The organism is Aeromonas sp. BIGb0405 (genome assembly GCF_024807335.1).
In the GTDB taxonomy this organism is placed as follows: domain Bacteria; phylum Pseudomonadota; class Gammaproteobacteria; order Enterobacterales; family Aeromonadaceae; genus Aeromonas; species Aeromonas rivuli.
Window position 1 is genome coordinate 144,158 of sequence record NZ_JANUEP010000003.1, and the last position, 25,271, is coordinate 169,428.

A 25,271-nucleotide genomic window follows, 5' to 3' on the forward strand; every position below is an offset into this window, starting at 1 on the left:
AAGGGGAGACGGCTGGATAGCGACAGATAAAAAAACCGGCGCCTGGGCGCCGGTTTTTGTTCACATCGACTCTGTTACAGAGAGGCGGTGAAGGTACGGGTGATGACGTCTTGCTGCTGCTCTTTGGTCAAAGAGTTGAAGCGCACGGCATAACCGGAGACGCGGATGGTCAACTGCGGATATTTCTCCGGGTTTTCCATGGCATCGAGCAGCATCTCGCGGTTCATCACGTTGACGTTCAGGTGCTGACCGCCTTCCAGGTTGGCTTCATGGTGGAAGTAACCATCCATCAGGCCCGCCAGGTTGGCTTTCTGGGACTCCATGTCCTTGCCCAGTGCGTTCGGCACGATGGAGAAGGTGTAGGAGATACCATCTTTGGCGTAGGCGAACGGCAGCTTGGCCACGGAAGTCAGTGAGGCAACGGCACCCTTCTGGTCACGACCGTGCATCGGGTTGGCACCTGGGCCAAACGGCGCACCGGAGCGACGGCCATCGGGGGTGTTACCTGTCTTCTTGCCGTACACCACGTTGGAGGTGATGGTCAGCACGGACTGGGTCGCCACGGCGTTGCGGTAGGTGTTGAGCTTCTGAATCTTCTTCATGAAGCGCTCGACCAGGTCACAGGCGATGTCATCGACGCGGGCGTCGTTGTTACCGAACTGCGGGTACTCACCGTCGATCTCGAAGTCGATGGCCACGCCATCTTCGTCACGAACCGGCTTGACCTTGGCATACTTGATGGCAGACAGGGAGTCGGCGGCCACGGACAGACCGGCGATGCCGCATGCCATGGTGCGATAGACGTCACGGTCGTGCAGCGCCATCAGGGAGGCTTCGTAGCTGTACTTGTCGTGCATGTAATGGATGATGTTCAGGGCGGCGACATACTGCTTGGCCAGCCAGTCCATGAAGTGATCCAGTCTGTCCATCACGTCGTTGTAGTCGAGGAACTCGGAGGTCACCATCTCGGTTTTGGGGCCGATCTGGATCTTGAGCTTCTCGTCCATGCCGCCGTTGATGGCATAGAGCATGGTCTTGGCCAGGTTGGCACGGGCACCGAAGAACTGCATCTGCTTGCCGACGATCATCGGGGAGACGCAGCAGGCGATGGCATAGTCATCGTTGTCAAAGTCGGCACGCATCAGGTCGTCGTTCTCGTACTGGACGGAAGACGTCTCGATGGAGACCTTGGCACAGTACTTTTTGAACGCCACCGGCAGCTTCTCGGACCAGAGTATGGTCAGGTTCGGCTCGGGGGAGGGGCCCATTGTGTACAGGGTGTTCAGCATACGGAAGCTGTTTTTGGTGACCAGGGTGCGGCCATCCACGCCCATGCCCGCTAGGGTCTCGGTGGCCCACATCGGGTCGCCGGAGAACAGTGAATCGTATTCAGGGGTACGCAGGAAGCGAACCATGCGCAGCTTCATGACCATGTGGTCCATCAGCTCCTGGGCTTCTTGCTCGGTGATCAGGCCTTTCTTCAGGTCACGCTCGATGTAGACATCCAGGAAGCTGGAGGTACGACCGAAGGACATGGCGGCACCGTTCTGGGACTTGACTGCCGCCAGGTAGGCGAAGTAGGTCCACTGCACCGCTTCTTTGGCGTTTTTGGCCGGTACAGAGATGTCGCAGCCATATTTGGCAGCCATCTCTTTCATCTGATCCAGGGCGCGGTATTGATCGGAGATCTCTTCGCGCAGGCGGATGGTGGCTTCCAGGTTGACGCCATTTTCCAGGTCGTCTTGCAGAGACTTGAACTGAGCCAGTTTGTCGGCCATCAGGAAGTCGATGCCGTACAGGGCGACACGACGGTAGTCACCGATGATGCGGCCACGGCCGTAGGCATCGGGCAGACCGGTGATGACGCCGGATTTACGGCAGTTCAGGATGTCCTTGGTGTAGACATCGAACACGCCCTGGTTGTGAGTCTTGCGGTATTCGGTGAAGATCTTCTTGACCATGGGGTCCAGCTCGCGGCCATACACCTTGCAAGAAGTTTCAACCATCTTGATACCGCCATTGGCGATGATGGCACGCTTGAGCGGCTTGTCGGTCTGCAGGCCAACGATCTGCTCCAGGCCCTGGTCGATGTAACCGGCATCGTGAGCGGTAATGGTGGAGGGCAGGTCAGTATCAAAATCGACCGGCGCGTGAGTGCGGTTCTCGATCTTGATGCCTTCCATGACCTTGTCCCACAGCTTGGAGGTCGCCTCAGTCGCGCCAGCCAGGAAGGACTCATCACCTTCATAGGGGGTGTAGTTCTTCTGGATGAAGTCGCGGGTGTTGACACTGTTCTGCCACTCACCAGGAGCGAAGCCTTCCCATGCTGCTTGGAACTGCTCGTTACGTTCTGCCATTTTCATTACCTCACAAGGTATTTATGTGTCTGTCGCCGTCCTTAATGATGGCGACGGAAGATAAACCAGTAAGTCAGACCAACCATGACGCCGCCACCAATGATGTTGCCAATGGTCACGGGGATCAGATTGTGAAAGACGAAGTTCGAAACGGTCAGGTCGGCATATTGCGCCGGATTCTGGCCGATGGCCTGCCAAAACTCCGGGCTGGCGATGGCGTGGATAGCGATGCCAACCGGGATCATAAACATGTTTGCGATACTGTGCTCAAACCCTGAGGCGACGAACATGGCCACCGGGAGCAACATCACCATGACTTTGTCGGTGGCACTGCGGGCACCGAACGACATCCACACCGCCAGACAGACCATCAAGTTGCAGAGGATGCCCAGCGCCACGGCTTCGAAGAAGCTGTGATGAAGCTTGTGCTGCGCCACATTCAGGGCATTGAGCCCCCACTGGCCATTGTCGGCCGTGTACTGTGCCGAGATGACGATGAGCGCCACCATGAGCAGACCGCCGATGAGGTTGCCAAAGTACACCAGGCCCCAGTTCTTGAACAGCTGCGCCCAGCTGATGCGTCCGGCCGCCTTGGCCACCAGGGTCAGGGTGGTGGAGGTGAACAATTCGGCGCCAAGCAAGACGCAGAGAATGAGCCCCATGGAGAAGCAGAGGCCGCCAATCAGCTTGCTCATGCCCCAGGCCATGTCACCTGCCCCTGTGGTGACGGTGATATAGAAGATGAAGGCGAGAGCGATGAAGGCGCCAGCGGTGATGGCGAGGGGAATGACTTTATATGCGGGCTTGGTGGCCTTGGCATAGGTGATGTCTTCAGCCAGTGCGGCTATGGCTTCGGGCTTGAGACAGTCAAAGGGGGATTCTGCTTTCAATTGTCATTGTCCTGCAAATTTTGCCTGTGGAAATCATAACAAAGGGGTTGATCCCCAAAATTGATGCCGATCAAGATTGGCTGATTGTGAATGTAATTTTACTACAGTTTTAATGGCTACCCTGGCCTTCACTGGTAGTTGGTAGTTTCAACTGATATATAAATTATGTTTTTATAACTAAATGATTTTAGTCAGGTTATAAAATTACAATTTGGATGAGCCTGGCTATGCCGTTTGCCTCTGTCCCCATTTTAAGCTCGGCTTTCAGGATCCCCCTAAAGAGGTGATTTCTGTTGGTTTTTATCATGGGAGCCTGCGCGAAAACCCAGTATAGCCGAGAGTAGACCGGTTACATATGACAACTATCCTGTTCGGTGCTACATAGCGCCCACAGGGCGCGGGTTGCCCTCCTCACGGATCCGGGCAAGATCTCATGACGACAACATTCCGATGGGGCTGATCAAGTCCCAGGTTTGATGGGGCAGGAGCGCGTCGAGGTGAAGACGCCAGCGACAGACAGGGCGAGGCACGCTTCTATAGCGTTGCTGATGGCGGGTCTGTGGGGCCGATGAGCCGCGAGAGGGAGGGGGGGTCGAGCTGCGCAGCTGCCGCACCGCGACAAAAGGCCATAAAAAATCCGGCGCACTGGGCGCCGGATTTTTGTATCGCAAAGCGGGGTGAGGTTACACCACGCCTTGGGTACGCAGGTAATCTTCGTAGGTGCCGCCGAAGTCGCGGATGCCGTTTTCGGTCAGTTCCATGATGCGGGTCGCGAGCGACGAGACGAACTCACGGTCATGGGAGACGAAGATGAGGGTCCCTTGATACATTTCCAACGCCAGGTTCAAGGATTCGATAGATTCCATGTCCAGGTGGTTGGTCGGCTCATCCATGATCAGGATGTTGGGACGCTGCATCATCAGCTTGCCGAACAGCATGCGGCCCTGTTCGCCACCGGAGAGTACCTTGACCGGCTTCTTGATGTCGTCCTGGGTGAACAGCAGACGACCCAGAATGGAGCGTACCGCCTGCTCGTCTTCGTTGGCCTGTTTCCACTGTGCCATCCAGTCGAACACGTTGAGATCGGTGTCGAAATCGTCTGCGTGATCCTGGGCGTAGTAGCCGATCTGGGCGTTCTCGGACCACTTGATGGTGCCGCTGTCCGGCGCCAGCTCGCCCATCAGGGTCTTGATCAGGGTGGATTTACCGATGCCGTTGGTACCCAGGATGGCGACCTTTTCGCCCACTTCCAGCATCATGCTGAGATCCTTGAACAGCGGCGCCTCACCATAGCCTTTGGCAACCCCTTCCACTTCCAAGATGTTGCGGTACAGCTTCTTCTCCTGCTCGAAGCGGATGAAGGGGTTCTGACGGCTGGAGACCTTCACTTCCTCAATCTTGATCTTGTCGATCTGCTTGAGGCGGGAGGTCGCCTGGCTGGATTTGGAGGCGTTGGCACTGAATCGGGAGACGAAGGATTGCAGGTCGGCAATCTGGGCCTTCTTCTTGGCGTTGTCGGAGATCAGACGCTCGCGGGCCTGGGTGGCCGCGGTCATGTACTCGTCGTAGTTGCCCGGGTAGACCCGCAGCTCGCCGTAGTCCAGATCCGCCATGTGGGTGCAGACAGAGTTCAGGAAGTGACGGTCGTGAGAGATGATGATCATGGTACTTTCACGATCGTTGAGCACCTGCTCCAGCCAGCGAATGGTGTTGATGTCCAGGTTGTTGGTCGGTTCGTCCAGCAACAGGATGTCGGGGTTGGAGAACAGCGCCTGTGCCAGCAGCACCCGCAGTTTCCAGCCCGGGGCCACTTCGCTCATGGGGCCGTTGTGCAGCTCGATGGGGATGCCGGCACCCAGCAGCAACTCGCCCGCACGGGCCTCGGCGGTGTAACCGTCATACTCGGCGACCAGACCTTCCAGCTCGGCGGCCTTCATGTAGTCGTCGTCGGTGGCTTCGAGGTTGGCGTAGATGGCATCGCGCTCGGCGATGGCGGCCCACAACTCACCATGGCCCATCATGACCACGTCCAGCACGCGCATCTCTTCGTAAGCGAACTGATCCTGGCGAAGCTTACCGATCCGCTCGTTGATATCCAGGCTCACATTACCGCCAGTGGGCTCAAGATCGCTGCCGAGGATCTTCATAAAGGTGGACTTGCCACAGCCGTTGGCGCCGATAAGGCCGTAGCGGTTGCCGCCGCCAAACTTGACGTTGATGTTCTCAAACAACGGCTTGGCGCCGAACTGCATGGTGATGTTATTACTCGAAAGCACTGGAATGTCCCGGTTGATCTGTCAAATGGCGCGCATTATGGCACAGATCTGCCGAAAGTTTTAGCAGGAACTGTGATCTGGCGCTATTGCATGGGGGGAACGGGTCATGAAAAAAGCCGGCCCAGGGCCGGCTTGTCAAGAAACTCAATCCTCTCAGTGGGAGCTGGCGCCGGAGGCACCGAGCCCGGTCTGGGAGCGCACGAACTGCGGGAAGAACTTCTGGTGTTCCTCGCTGGCGTTCAGGGACTTGTCGGTCACCGAGAAGAACCAGATCCCGACAAAGGCCAGCAGCATCGAGAAGAGCGCAGGGTATTCGTAGGGGAAAATCGCCTCGGCGTGACCCAGTACCTTCACCCAGATGGTGGGGCCCAGGATCATCAGGGTCACGGCGCTCACCAGCCCCAGCCAGCCGCCATAGACGGCGCCACGGGTGCTCAGGCGTGACCAGAACATGGAGAGGAACAGCACCGGGAAGTTGCAGCTCGCCGCGATGGAGAAGGCCAGACCCACCATGAAAGCGATGTTCTGCTTCTCGAACAAGATGCCAAGACCGATGGCGACGACACCCAGTACCAGGGTGGTCATCTTGGAGACGCGCAGCTCATCGACTTCGTTGGCTTTGCCGTCCTTCAGCACGCAAGCATAGAGATCGTGAGACACCGCGGAGGCGCCCGCCAGGGTCAGGCCGGCAACCACCGCCAAGATGGTGGCGAAGGCCACGGCGCTGATGAAGCCGAGGAACAGGCTGCCGCCGACCGCATCGGCCAAGTGGACTGCCGCCATGTTGGTGCCGCCGAGCAGGGCGCCGGTGGCGTCCTTGAAGTCCGGGTTGGTGCTGACCAGCAAGATGGCGCCAAAACCGATGATGAAGGTCAGTATGTAGAAGTAACCGATGAAGCCGGTGGCGTAGAACACCGATTTGCGCGCTTCCTTGGCATCGCTCACGGTAAAGAAACGCATCAGGATGTGGGGCAGGCCGGCGGTGCCGAACATCAGCGCCAGCCCGAGCGAGATGGCGGAGATGGGGTCGGCCACCAGGCCGCCCGGGCTCATGATGGCGGCGCCATTGGCGTGGACCTTGACGGCCTCGCTGAACAGAGCACCGATGTCGTAGTTGACCGATTTCATCACCATGATGGCCATGAAAGAGGCACCGGACAGCAGCATCACCGCCTTGATGATCTGCACCCAGGTGGTGGCCAGCATGCCGCCAAACAGCACGTAGAGCACCATCAGGATACCGACCAGCACCACGGCGATGTGATATTGCAGGCCGAACAATAGCTCGATCAGCTTGCCGGCACCCACCATCTGGGCGATCAGGTAGAGCGCCACCACCACCAGGGATCCGCTGGCAGACAAGGTGCGCACCGAGGTCTGTTTGAGGCGATAGGAGGCCACGTCGGCGAAGGTGTACTTGCCGAGGTTGCGCAGCCGCTCTGCGATCAGGAACAAGATGATGGGCCAGCCCACCAAAAAGCCGATGGAATAAATCAGGCCGTCGTAGCCCGAGGTATAGACCAGGGCGGAGATGCCAAGGAAGGAGGCGGCAGACATGTAGTCACCGGCGATGGCCAGGCCATTCTGGAAGCCGGTGATGCGCCCGCCGGCGGCATAGTAGTCGGAGGCCGAGCGGTTGCGCTTGGAGGCCCAGTAGGTGATGAACAGGGTGGCGGCCACGAAGGCCACGAACATGACGATGGCCGGCACGTTCAAGGGCTGGCGTTGCACCTCGCCGGTCAGCGCATCGGCCGCCAGCAGGGGAGTGGACATCAGGCTGCCGAGCAGCAGCAGAGACTTGCCTTTCATGATTGGGCTCCCTTGAGGATCTTGTTGTTCAGCTCGTCAAACTCGCCGTTGGCGCGATACACATAGATGCCGGTCAGCACGAAGGAGGAGAGGATCAGCCCCACACCGACGGGAATGCCACGGGTGATGGCGGAGCCTTCGCTCAGCGGCGTGCCGAGCCAGCCGGGGGCGAAGGCGATGAGCAGGATAAACGCCAGGTAGAGCCCCAGCATCAGGATGGAGAGGGTCCAGGCGAAGCGTTGGCGTTTGCTGACCAACTCCTGGAAGACAGGATCTTGCTGGATCCTCAGATAACGTTGCTGTTCCATTGCATTTCTCCATGACATGAATGTCGGCTGTGAATGAAGGATGTCTCTACCGAGCAGGACGCCCGCTCATGTAATGGAAATGTGAATTAAATGTTATTGATCGGCAATTAGACTTTGGGATAAGCCAGGGGGCCACCCAAGCGCAGACGCAGGAAAATGAGGGCGGCGGTGATGGCATCCGCCAGGGCGTCGTGGGCGGGCAGGGCAGGCAGCCCCAGATGGCTGCTGATGGCGGCCAGGTGCAGATTGATGACCGCACCCGGGTAGCGCCGATAGAGGTGATCGTGATAGAGCCGGCTCACCTCTATCCCCCGTTGCGGCAACTGCAGCCCCCACTGTTTCTGGCAGGCGAGGTTGAGGATGCGCAGGTCATAGGCGATGTGGTAGCCCACCAGTTCACGTGGGCCGATGAAGGCCAACAGCTGGCGCAGCGCGGCCTCCAGCGCCATGCCCTGCTGCAAATCTTGATGGCGCAGGCCGTGAATCGCCACCGATTGTTCGCTCAGGCTGGCGGGCGCCTGCACCCGCAGGGAGAGTGCCTCGCCGGTGAGCAGCCTGTTACCCTGGATACGCACCGCGCCGATGGCGACGATTTCCGCCTGCGCGGGATCCAGGCTGGTGGTCTCGAGATCGAGGGCTACCCACTCCTCCTTTGGGGGCGTAGCAAAGAGCGGGGCGAACTCCCCGTGACGAAAAGCCCGGCCAATCCAACGGCGTCGGCAGCGATTCCACATGTTATTGCCTCAGACGAAAGTGCAAGCCGAGCCACTGCTGGAATTTCTTCACCTGATGCAGGGCATGGCGCAGCAGATCCCGCTCGCCGTGACTGAGTGTCGCCACTCGCACCCGATCGTCGCCCTCCTTGAGTTGGCTGCGCAGGCGCAAGCGCACGAAGAGCCTAAACGCCTCCGCCAGATTGGCGCCGTAATCGCTGCTGAGCCGGCCCGCAGATACCAGCGCCTCGATGCGACCCAGGGTGGAGGTCTCCAGGATCTTGGCCTCCAGCGCCAGCAGGCGGATGCCGTGTACCAGCGCAAACAGGCCACCGCGCTTGAGATCCAGCCCCTCGGGCTCCTGGGCCAGCCGGCCAAACAGGGTGAGGGGGGTGTGAAAGGCGACCGCGGCGCGGGCCATCTCCGCCAGCAGATCGGGCCGATCGGCGAGCTGCTCCCTTAGCCTGTGGGCGATGGGGGGCAGCAGGCTGCGATCACCGGCGATGGGCTGGGCATCGGCCAAGGTGGCGAGCCAGAGCAAGTCGGCTTCGCTGGCCTCGAGGCAGGCCCGTTCTATTGCTTGCTGCCATTGCGTTGCTTCTTTCACCCAGGCGGGATTGTTGACCATCACCCGGCCCGGACAGGGGGGATAACCGAGCCGCTCCAGCAGGGCGCCGAAGGCGGCAAGGTCTGCCTGCTGGCTTGGCCACTGCAGGCTGGCGGGCAGGATCAGGGCGTTGTCCTGATCGGTCTTGAGGATTTGCTCGCTACGACCCTCCGATCCCAGCATCAGCAGGCACACCTTATCCTGCACCTCGGGGGGGATCACCAGGGCGAAGGCCTTGGCGATCAGCTGCTCGTTGAGGGTGGCGATGAGTCTCATCAGGAAGGCGGTGTGGATCCCCTGGGCAAATAGCGAGCGGGTCAGCTGTTGTTGTTCCCGGGCGACGGCCTCCAGGGCGGCCTGGCTGTCTGCCCGGGCGATGCGCAGGGTCAGTACATGGGAGTGGGTTGAGAAGAGCCCCAGCACCTGGGTCAGGTGCAGTATCCCTGCAACCTCCTGCCCCTGCCAGATGACCAGCCGCTTGATGCGGTGGCGGGTCATCAGCAGCAGGGCGTCGAACAAATAGCTGCCTTGCGCTAGGCCGATCAGCGACGCCGGAGTCAGTACCACCAGCGGCGCCGTCAGAGGCAGTCCCTTGAGAGTCAGGGCATGGAGCAGGGTCTTGCGGGTTGCCAGGCTCAGACTGCCGTCGGCGGCGGGATAGAGCAGACAATCGCTGCTCTGGCTGGCCATGGCTTCGGTCGCGGCCAGCAGGCTGAGTCGGCTCTCGACGAGGAGCGGTGGCTGCAGGTGGCAGGGCTCAATCCGGGTCAGGATGAATTCCGCCAGATTCTGCTGGCCGAGTTGGCTGCGCCGATCCTGCTCGCGCTGGCGTTCCGTCAGGGTGGCGGTGAAGTAGTGGGCAAAATCGGGGTTGTCGGTGCATAGCACCTGAAACACGGCGCGGGGAATGAGCTGGCAGAGGCAGTCCTCCAGGGCGCTGAAGCCATGGCGGCAGTGGCCATCGAACTGGGCGCGCACGTCGAACAGATCCCCCTCGCCATAATCCCCGAATGACTGGTGGGTGCTCGACTCCTCCACCGCCCCCTTGATGACGAGATAGAGCCCAGGCGGGGCTTCACCGGGGTTCAGTACCGTCTGGCCCGCCCGAAAGTAACAGATGCTGAGGCTCTGTCCGAGCCGCTGGCGCGCCGCTTCCCCGAGGCAGTCAAACGGCGGGCGGCTGAAGTTGAACAAGATGGTCATGGCGGGTCTCGGCCGGGGGCGTGAGGCCAGTCTGACAAAGCGGCCGGAGCGGGGCCAGCCGACTTTAGTCGCACGGAGGCTCTCGCCTCCCTGTACCCGTCGGTAACACTCTGATAATTTGGTGGTATGACCAGTATCGACTAAGGAGAGGGCAGGGGACATGGATAAACCAAGGGTCAAATGGGAGATCCGGGACGGCATCGCCGAGGTGATGCTGAGCCGGCCAGACAAGCTCAATGCGTTGGACTTGCCCATGTTCAGGGCCCTGGATCAGACGCTGCAGAGTCTGCGGCAGATGCCCGGGCTGAGGGCCGTGATCCTGCACGGAGAGGGGCGCGGCTTCTGCGCCGGGCTGGATGTGAAGGCCATGCTCAAGCAGCCGCTGGCCGCGCTGGATATCTTGAAGCGCGAGGCGGACGAGGCGACCAATCTGGCCCAGCGGGTGGCCTATGGCTGGCGTCAGCTGTCGGTGCCGGTGATCGTCGTCACCCAGGGGGTCTGTTTCGGTGGCGGCCTGCAGATTGCATTGGGCGCCGATTTTCGCTTCAGCACGCCGGATTGCCGCTTCTCGGTGATGGAGATCAAGTGGGGCATCATCCCGGACATGAGCGGCAGCGTCACCCTGCGCAACCTCATGGGCGTCGATACTGCCATGGAGCTTGCCATGAGCGGACGCGAGTTGCTGGCCCCCGAGGCCAAGGCGCTGGGGCTGGTGAGCCGGGTCTGCGAGGATCCCCTGGCCGAGGCCCGTGCTTTCGCCAATAGCCTGCTGGGTAAATCACCGGATGCACTGGCGGGGATCAAACACCTTTACCGTCAGGCTTGGGCGCACAGTGACGAGACGATGCTCAACGAAGAGACCCGTTTGCAGAGGCAGATCCTGGGACGCCCCAATCAGTGGCGGGCCACCCTCAACGGGCTGTTTGGCTGGCGACTGCGCTTTGGGCCACGCCGTGACCGGCACTGAGCCGAGCCCACGCCGGGCAGCAGACAACATGAAAAATGGCAGCCGAGGCTGCCATTTTGATGAGTGAATATCGGGCTTACTTGCTAGCACCTGGCTCGCGGTCTGGCTCGAATTCGTGGCCGTTATGTTCCTGCTCCAGATTGTGCTCGGAGCGGCGACCCGTCCAGTAGTCGGCGTTCTTGATGCCAAGCTTCTCGGGGTGGAAGACGGGGTCGACTCCCTGAGCCTTCTGGCTTTCGTAATCCTTCAGGCAGATGAAGGCGGTTTTTTGCATCAGCAGGATGGCGATGATGTTCAACCAGGCCATCAGACCGACGCCAATATCACCTAGTCCCCAGGCCAAGTCGGCGGTCTTGACGGTGCCGTACACGGTGGCGGCCATCAAGCCAATCTTCAGCACGAAGGTCAACCAGGGGCGATTGATCTTGCGGTTGATGAAGGCAATGTTGGTCTCGGCGATGTAGTAGTAGGCGACGATGGTGGTGAAGGCGAAGAAGAAGAGCGCGATGGCGACGAAGATGTTGCCAAAGCCGGGCATCATGCTCTCCATGGCGGTCTGCACATAGCCAGGGCCTGCGGCGATGCCGGCGATGCCGGTATAGAGGGCGGCGCCGTCCGGACCCTGTACGTTATAAAGCCCAGTAATAAGCAGCATGAAACCGGTGGCGGAGCAGACAAACAGGGTATCGATGTAGACGGAGAACGCCTGGACCAGACCCTGTTTGGCCGGGTGGCTCACGGCCGCTGCGGACGAAGCATGGGGGCCAGTACCCTGACCGGCTTCGTTGGAATAGATACCGCGCTTGACCCCCCACATGATGGCCAGACCCAGAATGGCACCGAAACCGGCATCCAGACCGAAGGCGCTCTTCCAGATAAGCAGGATGACACCTGGCAGTTGGCCGATATTGAGGGCGATGATGACGCAGGCCACAATGATGTAGCCCAGTGCCATGAAGGGCACCACCGTCGAGGCAAAGTGGGCGATGCGCTTGACGCCACCGAAGATGATGAAGCCCAGCAGCAGCGCCAGACCGGCGGCGGTGACGTTGGGGTCAATATCAAAGGCGGTCTGCAGGCTGGAGCCGATGGAGTTCGCTTGCACCCCAGGCAGCAACACGCCGCAGGCGAAGATGGTGGCGATGGCGAAGGTCCAGGCATACCAGCTCATCCCCAGACCCTTCTCGATATAGAAGGCGGGACCACCACGGAATTCACCGTTGATCTTCTCTTTATAAACCTGACCCAGGGTGGACTCCACAAAGGCGGAGCTGGCGCCCAGGAAGGCCACCATCCACATCCAGAACAGGGCGCCGGGGCCACCGAAGGTGATGGCGGTGGCCACCCCTGCGATGTTACCTGTCCCGACTCGGCCTGCCAGGGTCATGGTCAGCGCCTGGAAGGAGGAGACACCGGCATCGGTCGCCTTGCCATCCATCATCAACCGCACCATCTCTTTGATATGGCGCAGTTGCAGGAAGCGGGTGCGGCAGGAGAAATAGAAACCTACCCCGAGGCACAGATAGATGAGCGCAGGGCTCCAAATCACACCATTGATGGCATTGACGATCTCGTTCATGTACAACAACTCCTTTGTTGTGAGACTTCCGGCGGGCTTTTGCCCACTCGATCTTTGTTATTCAGTCATTTCTGCTGTCGGCATAGGCCGAGGCGTTTAACATATCGACTTGCTTCGGCGCTTCCCAGTGAAATTTGCGTTAATGTTGCCAATTTGTGAACTCGATATGGTGGCGCGCTTTTCACGGCTTGATTAACGGGATGAAACGGCGTTATTTTCTCCTGAAACAGTGCCTTGGCAGTGATATAGCAATTTTGAGGCCAATCATGAACGAGCAGATGGAAGATATCGGTCCCGGTGAGGGCATACGCCTGGCAGGGGTCGCCGATGCGGAGGTGATGGCGAGGCTCTTTGTCCAGCTCGGCTATGGGGATGAACCCGGCAGGCTGGTGGCGGATCTGCTGGCGATGGAGCCCGGACGACAGGTGCTGGTGAGTGAAAACCTGCACGGCGTGACGGGGGTGCTGGTGCTGCATCTGTTGCGGCCTCTGCATCTGGCGCCAGGCTGGGCATTGATCTCGGCGCTGGTGGTCGATGAAGAGGCTCGCGGTCAGGGCTGGGGGGCCGCCTTGCTGGCGGCCGCCGAACAAATGGCTCGGGAGGCCGGCTGTGGCCAGATTGAACTCTCCAGCAGCCCGCACCGTGAGCGGGCCCATCACTTCTATCAGCAGCAGGGTTATCGGGAAAAGCCAACGCGCTTCGTCAAATCCCTGCTATCACAATGACATCCCAATGGTCGAGGTATTGAGTGGCGAGCGTGTGGTCAGCTATCAGGGCAAGTCGCTTGCTCTGCACCCTGTTGGGTGCACCGAGTCAGTGCAAGGCCGTCGCAGATGCCCAATCACCGGGCAGACCCATGGAGGAGGAGTGGCAGGGGTTGTTTGCTGCCATCCCTATTCTCCATGGCTTGAGTGAGGCCCAGCAGGCTCAGTTGGTGACTCTGGCGCGCCGCCTGCTCGAGCGCAAGAGCTGGACCCTGCTCGGTGTCGAGCTGAGTGAGCGTCAACGGCGTGCCCTGGCACTGCAAGGTGCCTTGCCCATTCTGGCGCTCAGTCTCGACTGGTATCGGGGCTTTCATGAGATCATCATCATTCCCGAGCCCGTCGCTCGCCGTCAGCAGGTGCAGGACGAGTTCGGTCTGGTGAGCGAGTGGGAGGAGGAGAATGCCGGCGAGGCCTGGCCACAGGGGCCGCTGGTGCTGGCCTGGAGCGAGCTGCAGCAGGACGGTGATTGGGATGGCTATAACCTCATCATCCACGAGCTTGCCCACAAGCTCGACATGCTGGGGGGAGAGGCCGACGGCGCGCCCCCTTTGCCAGCGGGTTTGACAGGATCTGAGTGGGCCGTCACCTGCCAGCAGGCATTCGACCAGCTTCAGGGCCAGTGCGAGCGGGGGGAGACGACATTGATAGACTCTTATGCTGCCAGTCATCCGGCCGAGTTTTTTGCCGTGTGCAGCGAGCTCTTCTTCAGCCAACCCCGGCAGCTGCATCACGCCTTCCCGGCGGTGTATGGCTTGTTCACCCGCTTCTATGGCCAGGAGCCCCTGCAACGGCAGCCGGAGGCTGACGAGGGGGAGCGGGATTCGCCGTCACCTTAGTCCGCGTACAAGAGAAGCGGACTGCGCAGAGGCGTGCGGTTGGCAAGCGACAGATAGCAAGAAGGCACCCCTGGGGGTGCCTTCTGTGTTTCATCGCCGGCGAGGGTCAACCTGAGGCTGGCCCTTGCCTGCGGGCGTTTAGGCGGCGGCTTTAAGCTGCACGGTGGCGGCTTTCTTGTGATCGCCAATCGGCAATACGGTGCGACCGAACTGCTCATTGATCACGGTCGCCATGGCCAGGTAGATGGCGCTGGCACCGCAGATGATGCCTTCGAAACCGGCGATGTGACCGATCAGTGCGCTACCGGTGAAGTTGTGGGCAGCCAGCAGGAAGAACAGCACGGTCAGGGAGGCGAACACGAACTGTTTGGCGCGCGGGTAGTTGACTGTCCCGACCATCATGAAGAGGGTGAACATGCCCCACATCAGCAGGTACCAACCCATGAAGGCGGCGGGGGTGGCTTCGGCCAGGCCCATCGCCGGCAGGACCATCAGCAGTACCAGGCTCCACCAGAAGGTGCCGTAGGAGATGAAGGCGGTGACGCCGAATGTATTGCCACGCTTGTATTCCATGATACCGGCGATGATCTGGGCCAGACCGCCATAGCACAGGCCCATGGCCAGGATCATGGCGCTGATGGGGAAGAAACCCGCATTGTGGATGTTCAGCAGGACAGTGGTCATGCCGAAGCCCATCAGACCGAGGGGGGCAGGGTTGGCCAGTTTTTCGCTCACGCTCACGTGGTGTTCTCCAAAAATGTGTGGGGGTTGTTCAAAGGACGCGGGATTTTAGGCAGGGCTCCACGCCCTCGCAAGGGGAAAGGGCAGTTAAATAGTAAAAAAACTACAACTCAGACCAGCGCAGGGTTCAATCGTGGCTAATCAGTGGTTAATTGGTAAATAAAAGGTAGGGAACAGGTTGTTTTTTTGTGTTTATTACCAGATTGGATGCCATCAGGTCTGACCTGATCTGGTCTGGTCGGTCGGGGGAGGGGGCCGTTGGGCGTCGCTATCTCTCTGCGCCGTTGATGTGATGCCAAGTGCAGCATCCGCAGCGCATCCCTCGCCGCCACAAGGAGGCCACTCTCTTCATCAACTGTTGATGAGATGCCAGGTACGGTGTCCGCCGCAGGTATCGCTAGCCTCGGCAGGTGAGGGCACCAGGTGGGGTCGTCTCTCTCGAGATACGGGATCTCATTCCGACAACCGGCGAGGCAGGGCAACTGGGGCTGCCGGGATCATTGACTGGTCCGGGGCCGTCAGGATTGTCTCCACACGAGCCGACAAAGAGATGGTTGCATTTCAAACGAATATGCCATCAAACCAGAGTTTGATGACCATGTTTGAAACACAGTGTGACAGAGCCCTGGTTCAATCGGCTTAGCAGCAGTTCGGGGCGGTTCGGCGTCGGGCACCTCCCGTGTGAAGCCAACTTGAACGGGGCTCATGCCCGCGCATTGGCAGGCTCAGAGATGGGATGGCAGTGACGAACCGGGTGCTGCAGCTGGCGATAACGGGGGTTATTCAGCCCCCATTGAAGGGAGTGTGAGCCTCTGTCGCAGGCGGTGCTCACGCTGGCCATCAGCGCGGCCTCGCTCAGAGACGGCCTGACACCCATCCCGGAGAAGGGGCTGTTCGGGAGAGGAGGACCCCGTGCGGAGGCGTCGCCGGGGATGCCGCGCAAGTCGCTCCTGCACGCTGGTTGCCGGCATCACAGGGTGAAGGGCAGAGACAGAGGAGCCATCCCCAATGCGTTTGCCCAGCCGGGGGGGCAGCTCACTCATCCAGGGTGAGCACCACCCTGGCGGTCTTGTCGGTCTCCTTGACCTGGCTGTCGAGCACGAACAGGCGATCCGGGGTAATGGCTTGTGTCTCGACCAGATAGCTCTTGGTGTTGCGGGCCCGGGCCATGGCAAGGTTGCGCAGTGACTTGGCGGTGATGAGCTGCTGATCCCGCAGCAAGATAACCGCCTGATCCCGCAGCGCCATGCTGGTGAGCGCCAGGCCGAGCCGGTCCGCCAGGGCCGCGACATCCTCCTTGAAGCGATCCTGATAGGCCTGGGCCAGGGCGGTCTGCATGGCCTCATCTTGGCCAAGTCGGGTCAGGTCAACCGGGCTGCCGGTGATCCTGGCCAGTACCCGCTCCAGCTTCTGGCGTTGCAGCAGGGGGCGCTCCTCATTGAAATTCACCTTGCCGCGGATATTCATGCTGAGCTGGGGTCTGGCCTTGAGCGCCTCGGCGAGCTTGGCCAGCTTGCTCTGCTGGCTCTGTGTCAGCTCATACTCGCCGGGCGCAAAGGAGAGTTCATCGAGATCTTTCGTCCCTCCCGCGAGGGAGGCAAGCAGGGAGAAGGGGGAGGTGATGGCCTTGCGCAGCGTGTTGCCCAGCACATTCCAGAAGATGCTCCCCAGGCTGAAATCAGGCTGATCCAGGTTGCCCTTCACCTTGAGGTTGAGCCTGATGACGCCATTGGCATCGCTGAGCAGGGCCACAGCCAGTCCCAGCGGCAGATCCTTGGCCTTGTCACTGGCTATCTTCTCGCCCAGTTGCAGCTTCTTGATGATGATGTCGTTGTCGCCCTCCAGGCGGTTACCGACCAGGCGATAGTTGAGCTTCATGGTGAGCTGCCCCTTGTCGATGGCATAGCCCGCATAGGTGCCGGAATAGGGGCTGAAGCTGGTCATCTCCAGATTGTTGAAGGCGACGGCCAAGTCCAGCTCGGGCTCATCGATGAGTAGGTTGGCGCCGCCCCTGATGGTCACGGGGGCATATTTGTCGACCTTGCCGTTGAAGGCGATGTCGGATCGTTGGTTGGGAATATTGGTGATGTGGCGGCTCTGACCGTTCAGATCGGCAATATCGGCATTGAACTCCTGGCTCAGGCTGCGATCGGCAAAGCGCAGATTGCCCTGCTGGACACGGATCTGATCGATGACCAAGCGAGGCTCCGGGCCTGCATGGGTAGTCGCTGAGCCCTTGCCAGCCGCAGGGGTAGGCAAGATCAGCTGCTGAACATTGGTGGTGCCATCCTCGTTGATCTCGATGCGGGCAAAGGGTTGGCGCAGCAAGATGTCATCTATCTTCACCTGCTGGCTTAATCCCTCATAGTGGAGCCCGGTCAGCTCGAGTCGGGCTATCTGCAGCAAGCGCTGGTTGTCGGCGCGACTCAACACATTGAGTCCATCAATGTCGAGCCCGCCGCCAAGGTCAAACTTGGTGAGGTCACCCTTGTCATTGGTGGCGAGGGCGAGCTTGAGCCGGCTCGACAGCACTCCCTCTTGTACCTTGACGCGGGCGCGCTCCTGCAGATAGGGCTGGGCCCAGCTCAGTGGCAATCCTTGCTGCTTGATCTCCCCCTCCAGGGCGAAGGGCATGGGGGTCAGTTTGCCCTCGAAGGCGATCTGAGTCTGCTGGTTGAGGCTGCTCTTCAGGGTGAGGGGGCTTGCCTTGCCCAGGCGGTTATCGAGCCCGCTCAGGGTCAGTTCGAGGCTCGTCAGCTCGCGGGTCAGCGGCTTGCCGCTGCTCGATTCGAGCAGGTTGAGACTGCCTTTGTGCAGCGCAATCTGGCCGAGCTGCCAGCGCCAGGGAGCGCTCTGTGGCTTGGCGGCCTTGCCCCCCTTGGTGGTGGCGGGCTTGGGCTTCGTCTGTGCAAGCCGGGGCGCCAATATCTTGCTCAAGTCCAGGTTGTGCTGAGCATCCAGGGCGGCGCGCAGCACAGGTTGCTGCAGGTTAAGGGTGCCAATTTTCAGCAGTTGCTGCCGGCTATCCAGATTGATATCACTCAGCGCCAGTTGCGTGAAGCGGGCAAACTCTGCCCCCTTGGGGTATGTCAGTTGCCACCCATCCAGGGTCAACTTGCCCTTGCTCAGTTGCCAATCCAGTCCCTGCTTGCCCGGGGTCAGGCGATAGCTGGCCCGGGCGCTGGCCTGACCCTTGTTCAAATCCAGCGTCAGATAGGGGGCCCAGAGCGGGGCAAAAGCCTTGAGGGGCAGCTTGGCCAGGCTGAGAGTGCCCTGGCTGGCGCCACTCAAATTGAAACTGCCCTCGGCCTTTAGCGGACTCTTGCCGAGATTGGCGGCCAGGGTGTAGAGCGTGTTCTGATCGGGAAGCGAGCGGAGATGGGTCAGGGTGAGCGTCAGCTCCGTCAGGGTTTGGGGCGGCAACCAGCCATCGGCCTGTGCGGGACGGCTGTCCCGATAAGTCAGGCTGCCCTGCTGCAGCGTCAGCCTGGCTATCTCGAACAAGGGGGGAGAACCGGGTATCTCACTGGCGGCCCTGGGGGAGGGGGCAAGCAACTGGCTCAGGGCATCGGTCAAATTGAAGCGGGGCGTGCCTGGCTGTTTGGGGTCGGAGGCCAGCCGCTGCAACGCCAGTTTGGGGGCGAGCAGGGTCGCCTCGGTGAGTACCAGGCCCTTTTGGTGCCAACTAGCCTTGAAATCGGGTCTGAGGCTGAGCTCGGCCAGGCTGAGCAGGGGCTTGCCGTTCTCATCGGTGAGGGCGCTGGGGCCCAGGGTCAATGAGGGTTGTTGCAGATTGACCTGGATCTTGCCCAGGGTGAGGTTGAGGCCATACTCCTGTTTCAACCAGCCGGGCAGATAGCGCACCGTCAGGGCGGGGGCTTGCCACAGCAATATGATGACTCCGATGAAGAGCAGCAGTAGCAGGCCGGCGATGAGCGACAGCACAAGGCGGCGGGAAGGCAGAGCCATCGAATTCTCCTGAAGGGGCGAGACGCGCTAGCTATAACATGCCCTTGGGGCTAAGGGCCATAGGCAGTGTCAATCGCCTCCTACTGCTCTTCACTTCGGGGCAGGGGATCGCAGGCAGGCCGGTCCAACGTCCGTTTGGTCCAGGCCTGCAATTACCCGCCTCTTATTGCGTATCAGCCCAGCTGGCCCAATCCCCCTGATCACCGAGATTATCGAGGGCCCCGGCGCAGCGTCGCTCGGCGGTTTCCAGCTCGGCCAGCACCATCTGGATGTCTTCTTGCTGTTGGCGCAGCGCCTCGCGCTTGGACTCGATGAGCTGAACCATGGAGAGCAACTGGGTGCGGCTGGATCTGTCGGTGTCATACATGTCAAAGAGTTCGCGGATCTCGGCCAGGCTAAAGCCGAGGCGCTTGCCGCGCAGGGTCAGCTTGAGGCGGATCTTGTCCTTGTGGCTGTAGATGCGATTCTGGCCCTCCCGGGTCGGGGAGATGAGCCCCTCATCTTCGTAGTAGCGAATGGTGCGGGCCGTGATGTCAAACTCCTGCGCCAGTTCCGAGATGCTGTAGGTGACCTCCTTGCCGGCGTGATTATCTGACATGGCAGCCCCCCTGGTGGTTGTCCATCTCTCGCCGGGCGGCGAGGGCGCGACCGACCCGGGAGGCGTTGGGTCGGCCAAGCAGCTCGCTCACCCATTGGCCGGTGGCGGCGAGGCTATCGAGATCCACCCCGGTCTGCATGCCCAGCCCTCGCAACAGATAGACCACCTCTTCACTGGCCAGATTACCGGATGCCCCCGGTGCATAAGGGCAGCCGCCGAGCCCGGCCACCGAGCTGTCGATGGTGCGAATGCCACGCTCCAGGGCTGGCATCAAATTGGCCAGGGCCTGACCATAGGTATCGTGAAAGTGCACAGCCAGGCGCCCGGCGGGGATCTCCCGCAGCACGGCGTCGAGCATGGGCACCACAGTGCCAGGGGTGCCGACCCCAGTGGTGTCCCCGAGGGATATTTCGTGGCAGCCCAGATCCAGCAGCCGTTCGGCCATGGCCGCCACCCGCTTGGGACGGGTCGGGCCATCGAAGGGGCAGGCGATGACGGTGGAGAGATAACCGCGCACCCGGATGCCCAGACGGCGCGCCTCCTGCACCAGAGGGGCGAAGCGCACCAGGGACTCCTCCACGCTGATGCCGATGTTGGCCCGGGTGAAGCCATCAGTGCAGGCGGTGAACAGGCCAATCTCATCGACCCGAGCGTTGATGGCCCCCTGCAGCCCTTGCAGGTTGGGCACCAGGGCGCCATATCGAACCGGCGCTCTGCCCGGCATGGCGCCCCGGGGCAGGGCGGCCAGCAGGGCGGCGGAGTCTGCCATCTGGGGCACCCGTTTCGGGGAGACAAAGGCGCCGACCTCGATGCGCTGCAAGCCGCTCTCGCCGAGTCGCCGGATCAGCGCCAGCTTCTGGGGCAGCGTGAGCTGGACCACTTCGTTTTGCAGGCCATCCCTTGGCCCCATCTCGACCAGGCTGACCCTGTCATCCTGCTCCATTATCTGCGTCATGCTGATCCCCTCTATGACTCTGGTTGCGGCCAACCACTATGTGGTGGCAAGAAGGCTGCTGTGAGCCCTGTCATGGCTAGCTGGCGGCCTCTGTACTCTCCAAAAAGCGCACCAGGGGAGCCCCCTGGCTGACCTGATCCCCCTCGCGGCAGAGCAGTTCGGCGATGACGCCATCTTGCTGGGCGCGCAGCTGGTGCTCCATCTTCATCGCCTCCAGCACCAGCAGTGGCTGGCCCCGGCTCACGGCTTGACCGGCCTCTATCAGCAGGGCGACCACCAGGCCATGCATGGGGGCCAGGGTGACGGACCTGCCGCTCGCCTCATCCCCGTGGTGATCCTGTTGCGCCAGCTCCTGGGCCGGGCCGAAGGGGATCTGTTGTCCCGCCAGGGTCAGCACGAAACCTGGTTGGCGTTGATCCCCCTGGCGCAAGGTTCGGACAGGGTAGCGCTGCCAGCGCCCCTGCCACTGCAGGCGAATATGATCCTCGGCCATGACGTAGGGGATCGACTGGCCCTGCCAGCTCAGTTTTCCCTCGGATGAGTGCAGGGTGAGTTGATGGCGTTGCCCAGCCAGGGTCACGGCTGCCGTCCAGGTCTGGTGTCGTCCGAGCCGAAATCCGGTCGCCTTGTGCCAGGGATCACTGCTGGCGGCACTATGGGCGAGCCAGAGGGTGGCCAGGGGCCCCGCGAGCTCGGGCAGAGGTTGAGGATCGGTGGGGAGTGGCCACTGGGTATGGTGGCGCATTCCCAGCACGTCCGGCTCCTGGCACAGGCGTGCCAGCAAGGCGCCGTTGTGAGTCAGCGGGCCTATCTCCAGGGCCGTGAGGGCCTCGCTCAATCTGGCCAGGGCCTGGGCGCGGTGCTCGCCATGGGCGACCAGCTTGGCGATCATGGGGTCGTAATAAGGGCTCACGGCGTCACCCGCGGCCACCCCGGTATCGATGCGCACTCCTGTCGGCCAGTGCAGCCAGTGGATGGGGCCGCTCGCTGGCAGGAAACCGGCGGCCACATCCTCGGCGTAGAGGCGTGCCTCTACCGCGTGGCCGCGCAACTGAACCTGATGTTGGCTCAGGGGCAGCGGGCGTCCTTCGGCGACGGCGAGCTGCCAGGCCACCAGATCCAGACCCGTGACCGCTTCGGTCACAGGGTGTTCAACCTGCAGGCGGGTATTCATCTCCATGAAATAGAAGGCGCCCTCGCAGAGCAGGAACTCTATGGTGCCAGCCCCGCGATAGTCGATGGCCATGGCGGCGGCCACCGCGGCGTCGCTCATGGCGCGGCGCAGCTCGGGGGCGATATCCGGGGCTGGCGCCTCCTCGATCACCTTCTGATGACGGCGCTGCAGCGAGCAGTCCCTGTCCCCGAGGGAGAGGGTGTAGCCGCTGTTGTCGGCAAACACCTGCACCTCGACGTGCCTTGCCCCGGCCAGGTAGCGTTCGAGCAGCACATTGTCATCGCCAAAGGCCGCCAGGGCTTCCCGCTTGACCGCCCCCAAGGCGTCATCGAAATCGGCCAGCGCCTCGACCCGGCGCATCCCCTTGCCACCGCCGCCGCTGGCGGCCTTGATGAGCAGGGGAAAGCCGATGCTCTGGGCATGGGCTCTGAGGGCGAGCAGGCTCTGATCTGCGCCGTGATAGCCGGGCAGCACCGGCACCCCCGCCGCTTCCATCAGCGCTTTGGCGCCGGATTTGTCCCCCATGGCGAGGATGGCGGCCGCCGAGGGGCCGATGAAGCGGATCCCGGCCTCCTCGCAGGCAAGGGCGAAATCGCTGCTCTCAGAGAGAAAACCATAGCCGGGGTGGATGGCGTCGGCCCCAGCCTGCTTGGCGATGGCGAGCACCTTGGCACCGTCGAGGTAGCTCTCCCGCGCAGGTGCCGGCCCCAGATACCAGGCCTCGTCGGCTTCACGCACGGGCATGGCCTGGTGGTCGGCATCCGAGTAGAGGGCGATGGTGTGAATGCCGAGGCGGCGCGCGGTCTTGATGATACGCACCGCTATTTCGCCACGATTGGCGATCAGCAGTCGTTTGATGGGGACTATCTCTGTCATGGCATCTGCTCCGGGGATGAGACGGCGACGGTGAAAAGCGGCAGTAGGCGCACCCCGGTTTTTTCGCCACGATTGGCGATCATCTGCCATTTGATAGGGACTAGCTCAGTCATGGTTTCTCCTTGCATTCGGGACGCCAGGCGGGCGGGCGCTTGTCAAAGAAAGCCTGCATCCCCTCCTGGGCCTCGGCGCCGACCCGCACCCGGGCAATGGTATCCACGGTCAGCGCCTGGTGTTGACTGGCGGGCAGATGGGCGAGCTTATCGAGCAGTGCCTTGGTGTCGGCCATGGCCGCCGGGCCGTTCTGGCACAGCGTTCGGGCCAGGGCACGGCCCTCTTCCAGCAAGGCGTCGGGGCTGAACCGCTGATGAATCACGTTGAGCCGACAGGCGGTGATGGCATCGAAGGGTTCGGCACTGAGCATGTAGCACCGTGCCTGGCGCTGCCCCAGGGTGCGCACCACATAGGGGCTTATCACCGCTGGCACCAATCCCAGACCCACTTCGGAGAGGCAGAAGCGGGCATCGTCGCTGGCCAAGGCGATGTCGCAGGCACAGATGAGACCAAGTGCCCCCCCATAGGCGGCGCCCTGCACCAGGGCCAGGGTGGGGAAGGGCAGCTCGTCCAGGGTTTGCATCAGCAGGGCGAGCTGGCGGGCATCCTCCCTGTTGTGTTCAACATCGGCATGAGAGAGATCCCGCATCCAGTCGAGATCGGCGCCGGCGCAAAAGTGTTTGCCCTCGGCGCGCAGCAGCAGCGCCCGGGGACTGTGCTCAGTGCGGTCAGCCAGCTCGCGCAAGGCGCCAAGCAGCCCCTGGATCAGCGCCTTGTCAAAGGCGTTATGGCGTGCCGGGCGGCAGAGCACCAGCTCAGCCAAGGGGCCAGTCTGCTCCAGGCGAAATCCGGCATCCGGGGCGGCCCTGTTGTCGGGGGCGGCAGGGGATGACCTCATGTCTGCTTTCATACGGGCTCCTTACATCCGGAAGATGCCATATTGCTCGGGGGTCACTCGGGCGCGGGCCAGGGCATCCTGACAGGCGGCCAGGGCCAGTGCGAGTACGGTGCGGCTCTGGGCCGGGTCGATGACCCCATCGTCCCAGAGCCGGGCACTGGCGTAGTAGGGGTGACCCTGGCGTTCATACTGGTCGAGCACAGGGGTGCGGATAGCCTGCGCCTCCTGCTCGTCGAGGGGCTTTCCCGCTGCGGCGAGCTTGTCGCGGCGCACCTGCACCAAGACGCCAGCCGCCTGTTCGCCCCCCATGACGGAGATGCGGCTGTTGGGCCAGCTGAACAGGAAGTCGGGGTCAAAGGCGCGGCCACACATGCCGTAGTTGCCGGCGCCAAAGCTGCCCCCGGTGATCAGGGTGAGCTTGGGCACCCGGCTGCAAGCAACGGCAGTAACTAGCTTGGCACCGTGTTTGGCGATCCCTTCTCGCTCGGCCTGGCTGCCCACCATGAAGCCGGTGATGTTCTGCAGAAACAGCAACGGGATGGCGCGTCTGTTGCAGAGCTGGATGAAGTGGGCGCCCTTCTGGGCGCTGTCGCTGTGCAGCACACCGTTGTTGGCGAGGATCCCGACGGCCATGCCCTGGATGCGGGAGAACCCGGTGACGAGCGTGGTGCCGTACAGCGCCTTGAACTCGTCAAAGTCCGAGCCATCGACCAGGCGAGCGATGATCTCCCTCGCCTCCACCGGCCGCTTCAGACTGGTACCGACCAGACCATAGAGCTCCTCGATGGGATAGACAGGCTCCCGATAGAGGGGGCGGTTGGCTGGCTGGTCGCCCCCCAGGTTGCTGACCAGGGTGCGGGCCAGTTGCAAGGCATGGTCGTCATCTCTGGCCAGGTGATCGGCAACGCCAGAGTGGGCGCAGTGGACCAGGGCCCCCCCCAACGCTTCGGCGCTGATCTCCTCGCCAGTGGCGGCTTTGACCAGGGGGGGGCCGGCCAGGAAAATGGTGGCCTGCTGCTTGACCATGATGGACTCGTCCGCCATGGCGGGCACATAGGCGCCGCCTGCGGTACAGAGCCCCATCACCACGGCGAGCTGGGGGATGCCCTGGCCCGAGAGGCGAGCCTGGTTGTAGAAGATGCGACCGAAATGATCCCGGTCGGGAAACACCTCGTCCTGCATCGGCAAGAAGGCGCCGCCAGAGTCCACCAGGTAGAGGCAAGGGAGGCGCAGCCGCTCGGCGATGGCCTGGGCGCGCAGGTGTTTCTTCACCGTGAGGGGGTAATAGGTGCCGCCCTTGACGGTGGCGTCGTTGACCACCAGCAGGCAGAGCCTGCCGTTGATGCGACCAAGCCCGGTGATGATACCGGCGGCGGGGACGGCTTCGTCATAGACCCCCCAGGCCGCCAGGGCGGAGAGCTCGAGGAAAGGGGAGCCGGGGTCGAGCAGCCGGTCGATGCGCTCGCGGGGCAGCAACTTGCCACGCCCGGTGTGGCGGGCCTGATTGACGGCGCCGCCCCCCAGGGTTATCTCCTCCAGCCGATCGTGCAGATCCTCGACCAGGGCCTGCATGGCGGCCCTGTTGGCCTCATAGTCGGGGCTATGGGTGTCGAGCTGGGAGTGGATCTGGCTCATGCGGGCTCCCCTAAAAAGGTGTAAGGGAAAAGGTCTGCCCGGTGAGTCACAGAGCGGTCGGC

The 25,271-nt window shown here is 61.7% G+C and carries 18 protein-coding genes; 3 read left to right on the forward strand and 15 right to left on the reverse strand.

What is annotated here, in order from left to right:
• Positions 1-74: 74 nt before the first annotated feature.
• From pflB to M2366_RS09065, 7 genes are all read right to left on the reverse strand, one after another.
• Positions 75-2,357 carry a formate C-acetyltransferase gene (gene pflB, locus M2366_RS09035; protein ID WP_310508866.1) on the reverse strand — a complete coding sequence of 761 codons (2,283 nt, stop codon included), beginning with the start codon at positions 2,355-2,357 and terminating at the stop codon, positions 75-77.
• Between the two features lie 41 nt (positions 2,358-2,398).
• Entirely contained in the window at positions 2,399-3,247 is an 849-nt protein-coding gene (gene focA, locus M2366_RS09040; protein WP_224430592.1) for a formate transporter FocA, read from the reverse strand.
• 683 nt (positions 3,248-3,930) lie between these two features.
• A complete protein-coding gene (locus M2366_RS09045) occupies positions 3,931-5,523 on the reverse strand; it encodes an ABC-F family ATPase (RefSeq protein ID WP_224430591.1) in 1,593 nt (530 codons plus the stop codon).
• Between the two features lie 153 nt (positions 5,524-5,676).
• The gene (locus M2366_RS09050; RefSeq protein ID WP_259269520.1) at positions 5,677-7,332 is read right to left on the reverse strand and encodes a cation acetate symporter; all 1,656 of its coding nucleotides are present in this window, start codon (positions 7,330-7,332) and stop codon (positions 5,677-5,679) included.
• On the reverse strand, positions 7,329-7,640 hold the full coding sequence (locus M2366_RS09055) for a DUF485 domain-containing protein (RefSeq protein WP_050720192.1): 312 nt from the start codon (positions 7,638-7,640) through the stop codon (positions 7,329-7,331). Before M2366_RS09055 ends, M2366_RS09050 begins: the two co-directional genes overlap by 4 nt.
• A 107-nt stretch (positions 7,641-7,747) precedes the next feature.
• Complete coding sequence (locus M2366_RS09060; protein WP_224430589.1) at positions 7,748-8,374, reverse strand: 3'-5' exonuclease; 627 nt, start codon at positions 8,372-8,374, stop codon at positions 7,748-7,750.
• Position 8,375: 1 nt separating this feature from the next.
• Positions 8,376-10,163 (reverse strand): putative nucleotidyltransferase substrate binding domain-containing protein, encoded by a 1,788-nt coding sequence (locus tag M2366_RS09065; RefSeq protein ID WP_259235995.1) that lies wholly within the window; start codon positions 10,161-10,163, stop codon positions 8,376-8,378.
• 160 nt (positions 10,164-10,323) lie between these two features.
• On the opposite strand from M2366_RS09065, the gene M2366_RS09070 reads away from it, so the two are divergent.
• A complete protein-coding gene (locus M2366_RS09070; RefSeq protein ID WP_224430587.1) occupies positions 10,324-11,130 on the forward strand; it encodes a crotonase/enoyl-CoA hydratase family protein in 807 nt (268 codons plus the stop codon).
• A 76-nt stretch (positions 11,131-11,206) separates the two neighbouring features.
• On the opposite strand, the gene M2366_RS09075 is transcribed toward M2366_RS09070, so the two are convergent.
• Complete coding sequence (locus M2366_RS09075) at positions 11,207-12,709, reverse strand: sodium:alanine symporter family protein (RefSeq protein ID WP_224430586.1); 1,503 nt, start codon at positions 12,707-12,709, stop codon at positions 11,207-11,209.
• 266 nt (positions 12,710-12,975) lie between these two features.
• On the opposite strand from M2366_RS09075, the gene M2366_RS09080 reads away from it, so the two are divergent.
• Both M2366_RS09080 and M2366_RS09085 read left to right on the forward strand, forming a co-directional pair.
• Positions 12,976-13,434 (forward strand): GNAT family N-acetyltransferase, encoded by a 459-nt coding sequence (locus M2366_RS09080; RefSeq protein WP_224430585.1) that lies wholly within the window; start codon positions 12,976-12,978, stop codon positions 13,432-13,434.
• A gap of 131 nt (positions 13,435-13,565) precedes the next feature.
• Entirely contained in the window at positions 13,566-14,309 is a 744-nt protein-coding gene (locus M2366_RS09085) for a zinc-dependent peptidase (RefSeq protein ID WP_259236212.1), read from the forward strand.
• A gap of 138 nt (positions 14,310-14,447) precedes the next feature.
• On the opposite strand, the gene M2366_RS09090 is transcribed toward M2366_RS09085, so the two are convergent.
• The 7 genes from M2366_RS09090 to M2366_RS09120 all read right to left on the reverse strand — a co-directional run bounded on the left by M2366_RS09090 (position 14,448) and on the right by M2366_RS09120 (position 25,209).
• Complete coding sequence (locus M2366_RS09090; protein ID WP_042042287.1) at positions 14,448-15,044, reverse strand: acetate uptake transporter; 597 nt, start codon at positions 15,042-15,044, stop codon at positions 14,448-14,450.
• Positions 15,045-16,085: 1,041 nt separating this feature from the next.
• Entirely contained in the window at positions 16,086-19,019 is a 2,934-nt protein-coding gene (locus M2366_RS09095) for a DUF748 domain-containing protein (protein ID WP_259269521.1), read from the reverse strand.
• 163 nt (positions 19,020-19,182) lie between these two features.
• Positions 19,183-19,617 (reverse strand): MerR family DNA-binding transcriptional regulator, encoded by a 435-nt coding sequence (locus M2366_RS09100; protein ID WP_259269522.1) that lies wholly within the window; start codon positions 19,615-19,617, stop codon positions 19,183-19,185.
• Positions 19,607-20,572: a hydroxymethylglutaryl-CoA lyase gene (locus M2366_RS09105; RefSeq protein ID WP_259235998.1), complete on the reverse strand. Its 966-nt coding sequence runs from the start codon at positions 20,570-20,572 to the stop codon at positions 19,607-19,609. The genes M2366_RS09100 and M2366_RS09105 overlap by 11 nt, the downstream gene beginning before the upstream one ends.
• Positions 20,573-20,648: 76 nt before the next feature.
• Entirely contained in the window at positions 20,649-22,622 is a 1,974-nt protein-coding gene (locus tag M2366_RS09110) for a biotin carboxylase N-terminal domain-containing protein (protein ID WP_259269523.1), read from the reverse strand.
• Between the two features lie 109 nt (positions 22,623-22,731).
• Positions 22,732-23,574: an enoyl-CoA hydratase-related protein gene (locus M2366_RS09115; RefSeq protein WP_404972796.1), complete on the reverse strand. Its 843-nt coding sequence runs from the start codon at positions 23,572-23,574 to the stop codon at positions 22,732-22,734.
• Positions 23,575-23,595: 21 nt separating this feature from the next.
• Entirely contained in the window at positions 23,596-25,209 is a 1,614-nt protein-coding gene (locus tag M2366_RS09120) for a carboxyl transferase domain-containing protein (RefSeq protein WP_259236001.1), read from the reverse strand.
• Positions 25,210-25,271: the final 62 nt, after the last annotated feature.

Bases quoted from the DNA above. Each gene is read 5' to 3' on its own strand.
- M2366_RS09100 (WP_259269522.1), bottom strand. From the start codon at position 19,617: ATGTCAGATAATCACGCCGGCAAGGAGGTCACCTACAGCATCTCGGAA.
- M2366_RS09120 (WP_259236001.1), bottom strand. From the start codon at position 25,209: ATGAGCCAGATCCACTCCCAGCTCGACACCCATAGCCCCGACTATGAG.
- M2366_RS09075 (WP_224430586.1), bottom strand. From the start codon at position 12,709: ATGAACGAGATCGTCAATGCCATCAATGGTGTGATTTGGAGCCCTGCG.
- M2366_RS09050 (WP_259269520.1), bottom strand. From the start codon at position 7,332: ATGAAAGGCAAGTCTCTGCTGCTGCTCGGCAGCCTGATGTCCACTCCC.
- M2366_RS09060 (WP_224430589.1), bottom strand. From the start codon at position 8,374: ATGTGGAATCGCTGCCGACGCCGTTGGATTGGCCGGGCTTTTCGTCAC.
- M2366_RS09055 (WP_050720192.1), bottom strand. From the start codon at position 7,640: ATGGAACAGCAACGTTATCTGAGGATCCAGCAAGATCCTGTCTTCCAG.
- M2366_RS09115 (WP_404972796.1), bottom strand. From the start codon at position 23,574: ATGAGGTCATCCCCTGCCGCCCCCGACAACAGGGCCGCCCCGGATGCC.
- M2366_RS09070 (WP_224430587.1), top strand. From the start codon at position 10,324: ATGGATAAACCAAGGGTCAAATGGGAGATCCGGGACGGCATCGCCGAG.
- pflB (WP_310508866.1), bottom strand. From the start codon at position 2,357: ATGGCAGAACGTAACGAGCAGTTCCAAGCAGCATGGGAAGGCTTCGCT.
- M2366_RS09080 (WP_224430585.1), top strand. From the start codon at position 12,976: ATGAACGAGCAGATGGAAGATATCGGTCCCGGTGAGGGCATACGCCTG.
- M2366_RS09065 (WP_259235995.1), bottom strand. From the start codon at position 10,163: ATGACCATCTTGTTCAACTTCAGCCGCCCGCCGTTTGACTGCCTCGGG.
- M2366_RS09085 (WP_259236212.1), top strand. From the start codon at position 13,566: ATGGAGGAGGAGTGGCAGGGGTTGTTTGCTGCCATCCCTATTCTCCAT.
- M2366_RS09110 (WP_259269523.1), bottom strand. From the start codon at position 22,622: ATGACAGAGATAGTCCCCATCAAACGACTGCTGATCGCCAATCGTGGC.
- M2366_RS09105 (WP_259235998.1), bottom strand. From the start codon at position 20,572: ATGACGCAGATAATGGAGCAGGATGACAGGGTCAGCCTGGTCGAGATG.
- M2366_RS09095 (WP_259269521.1), bottom strand. From the start codon at position 19,019: ATGGCTCTGCCTTCCCGCCGCCTTGTGCTGTCGCTCATCGCCGGCCTG.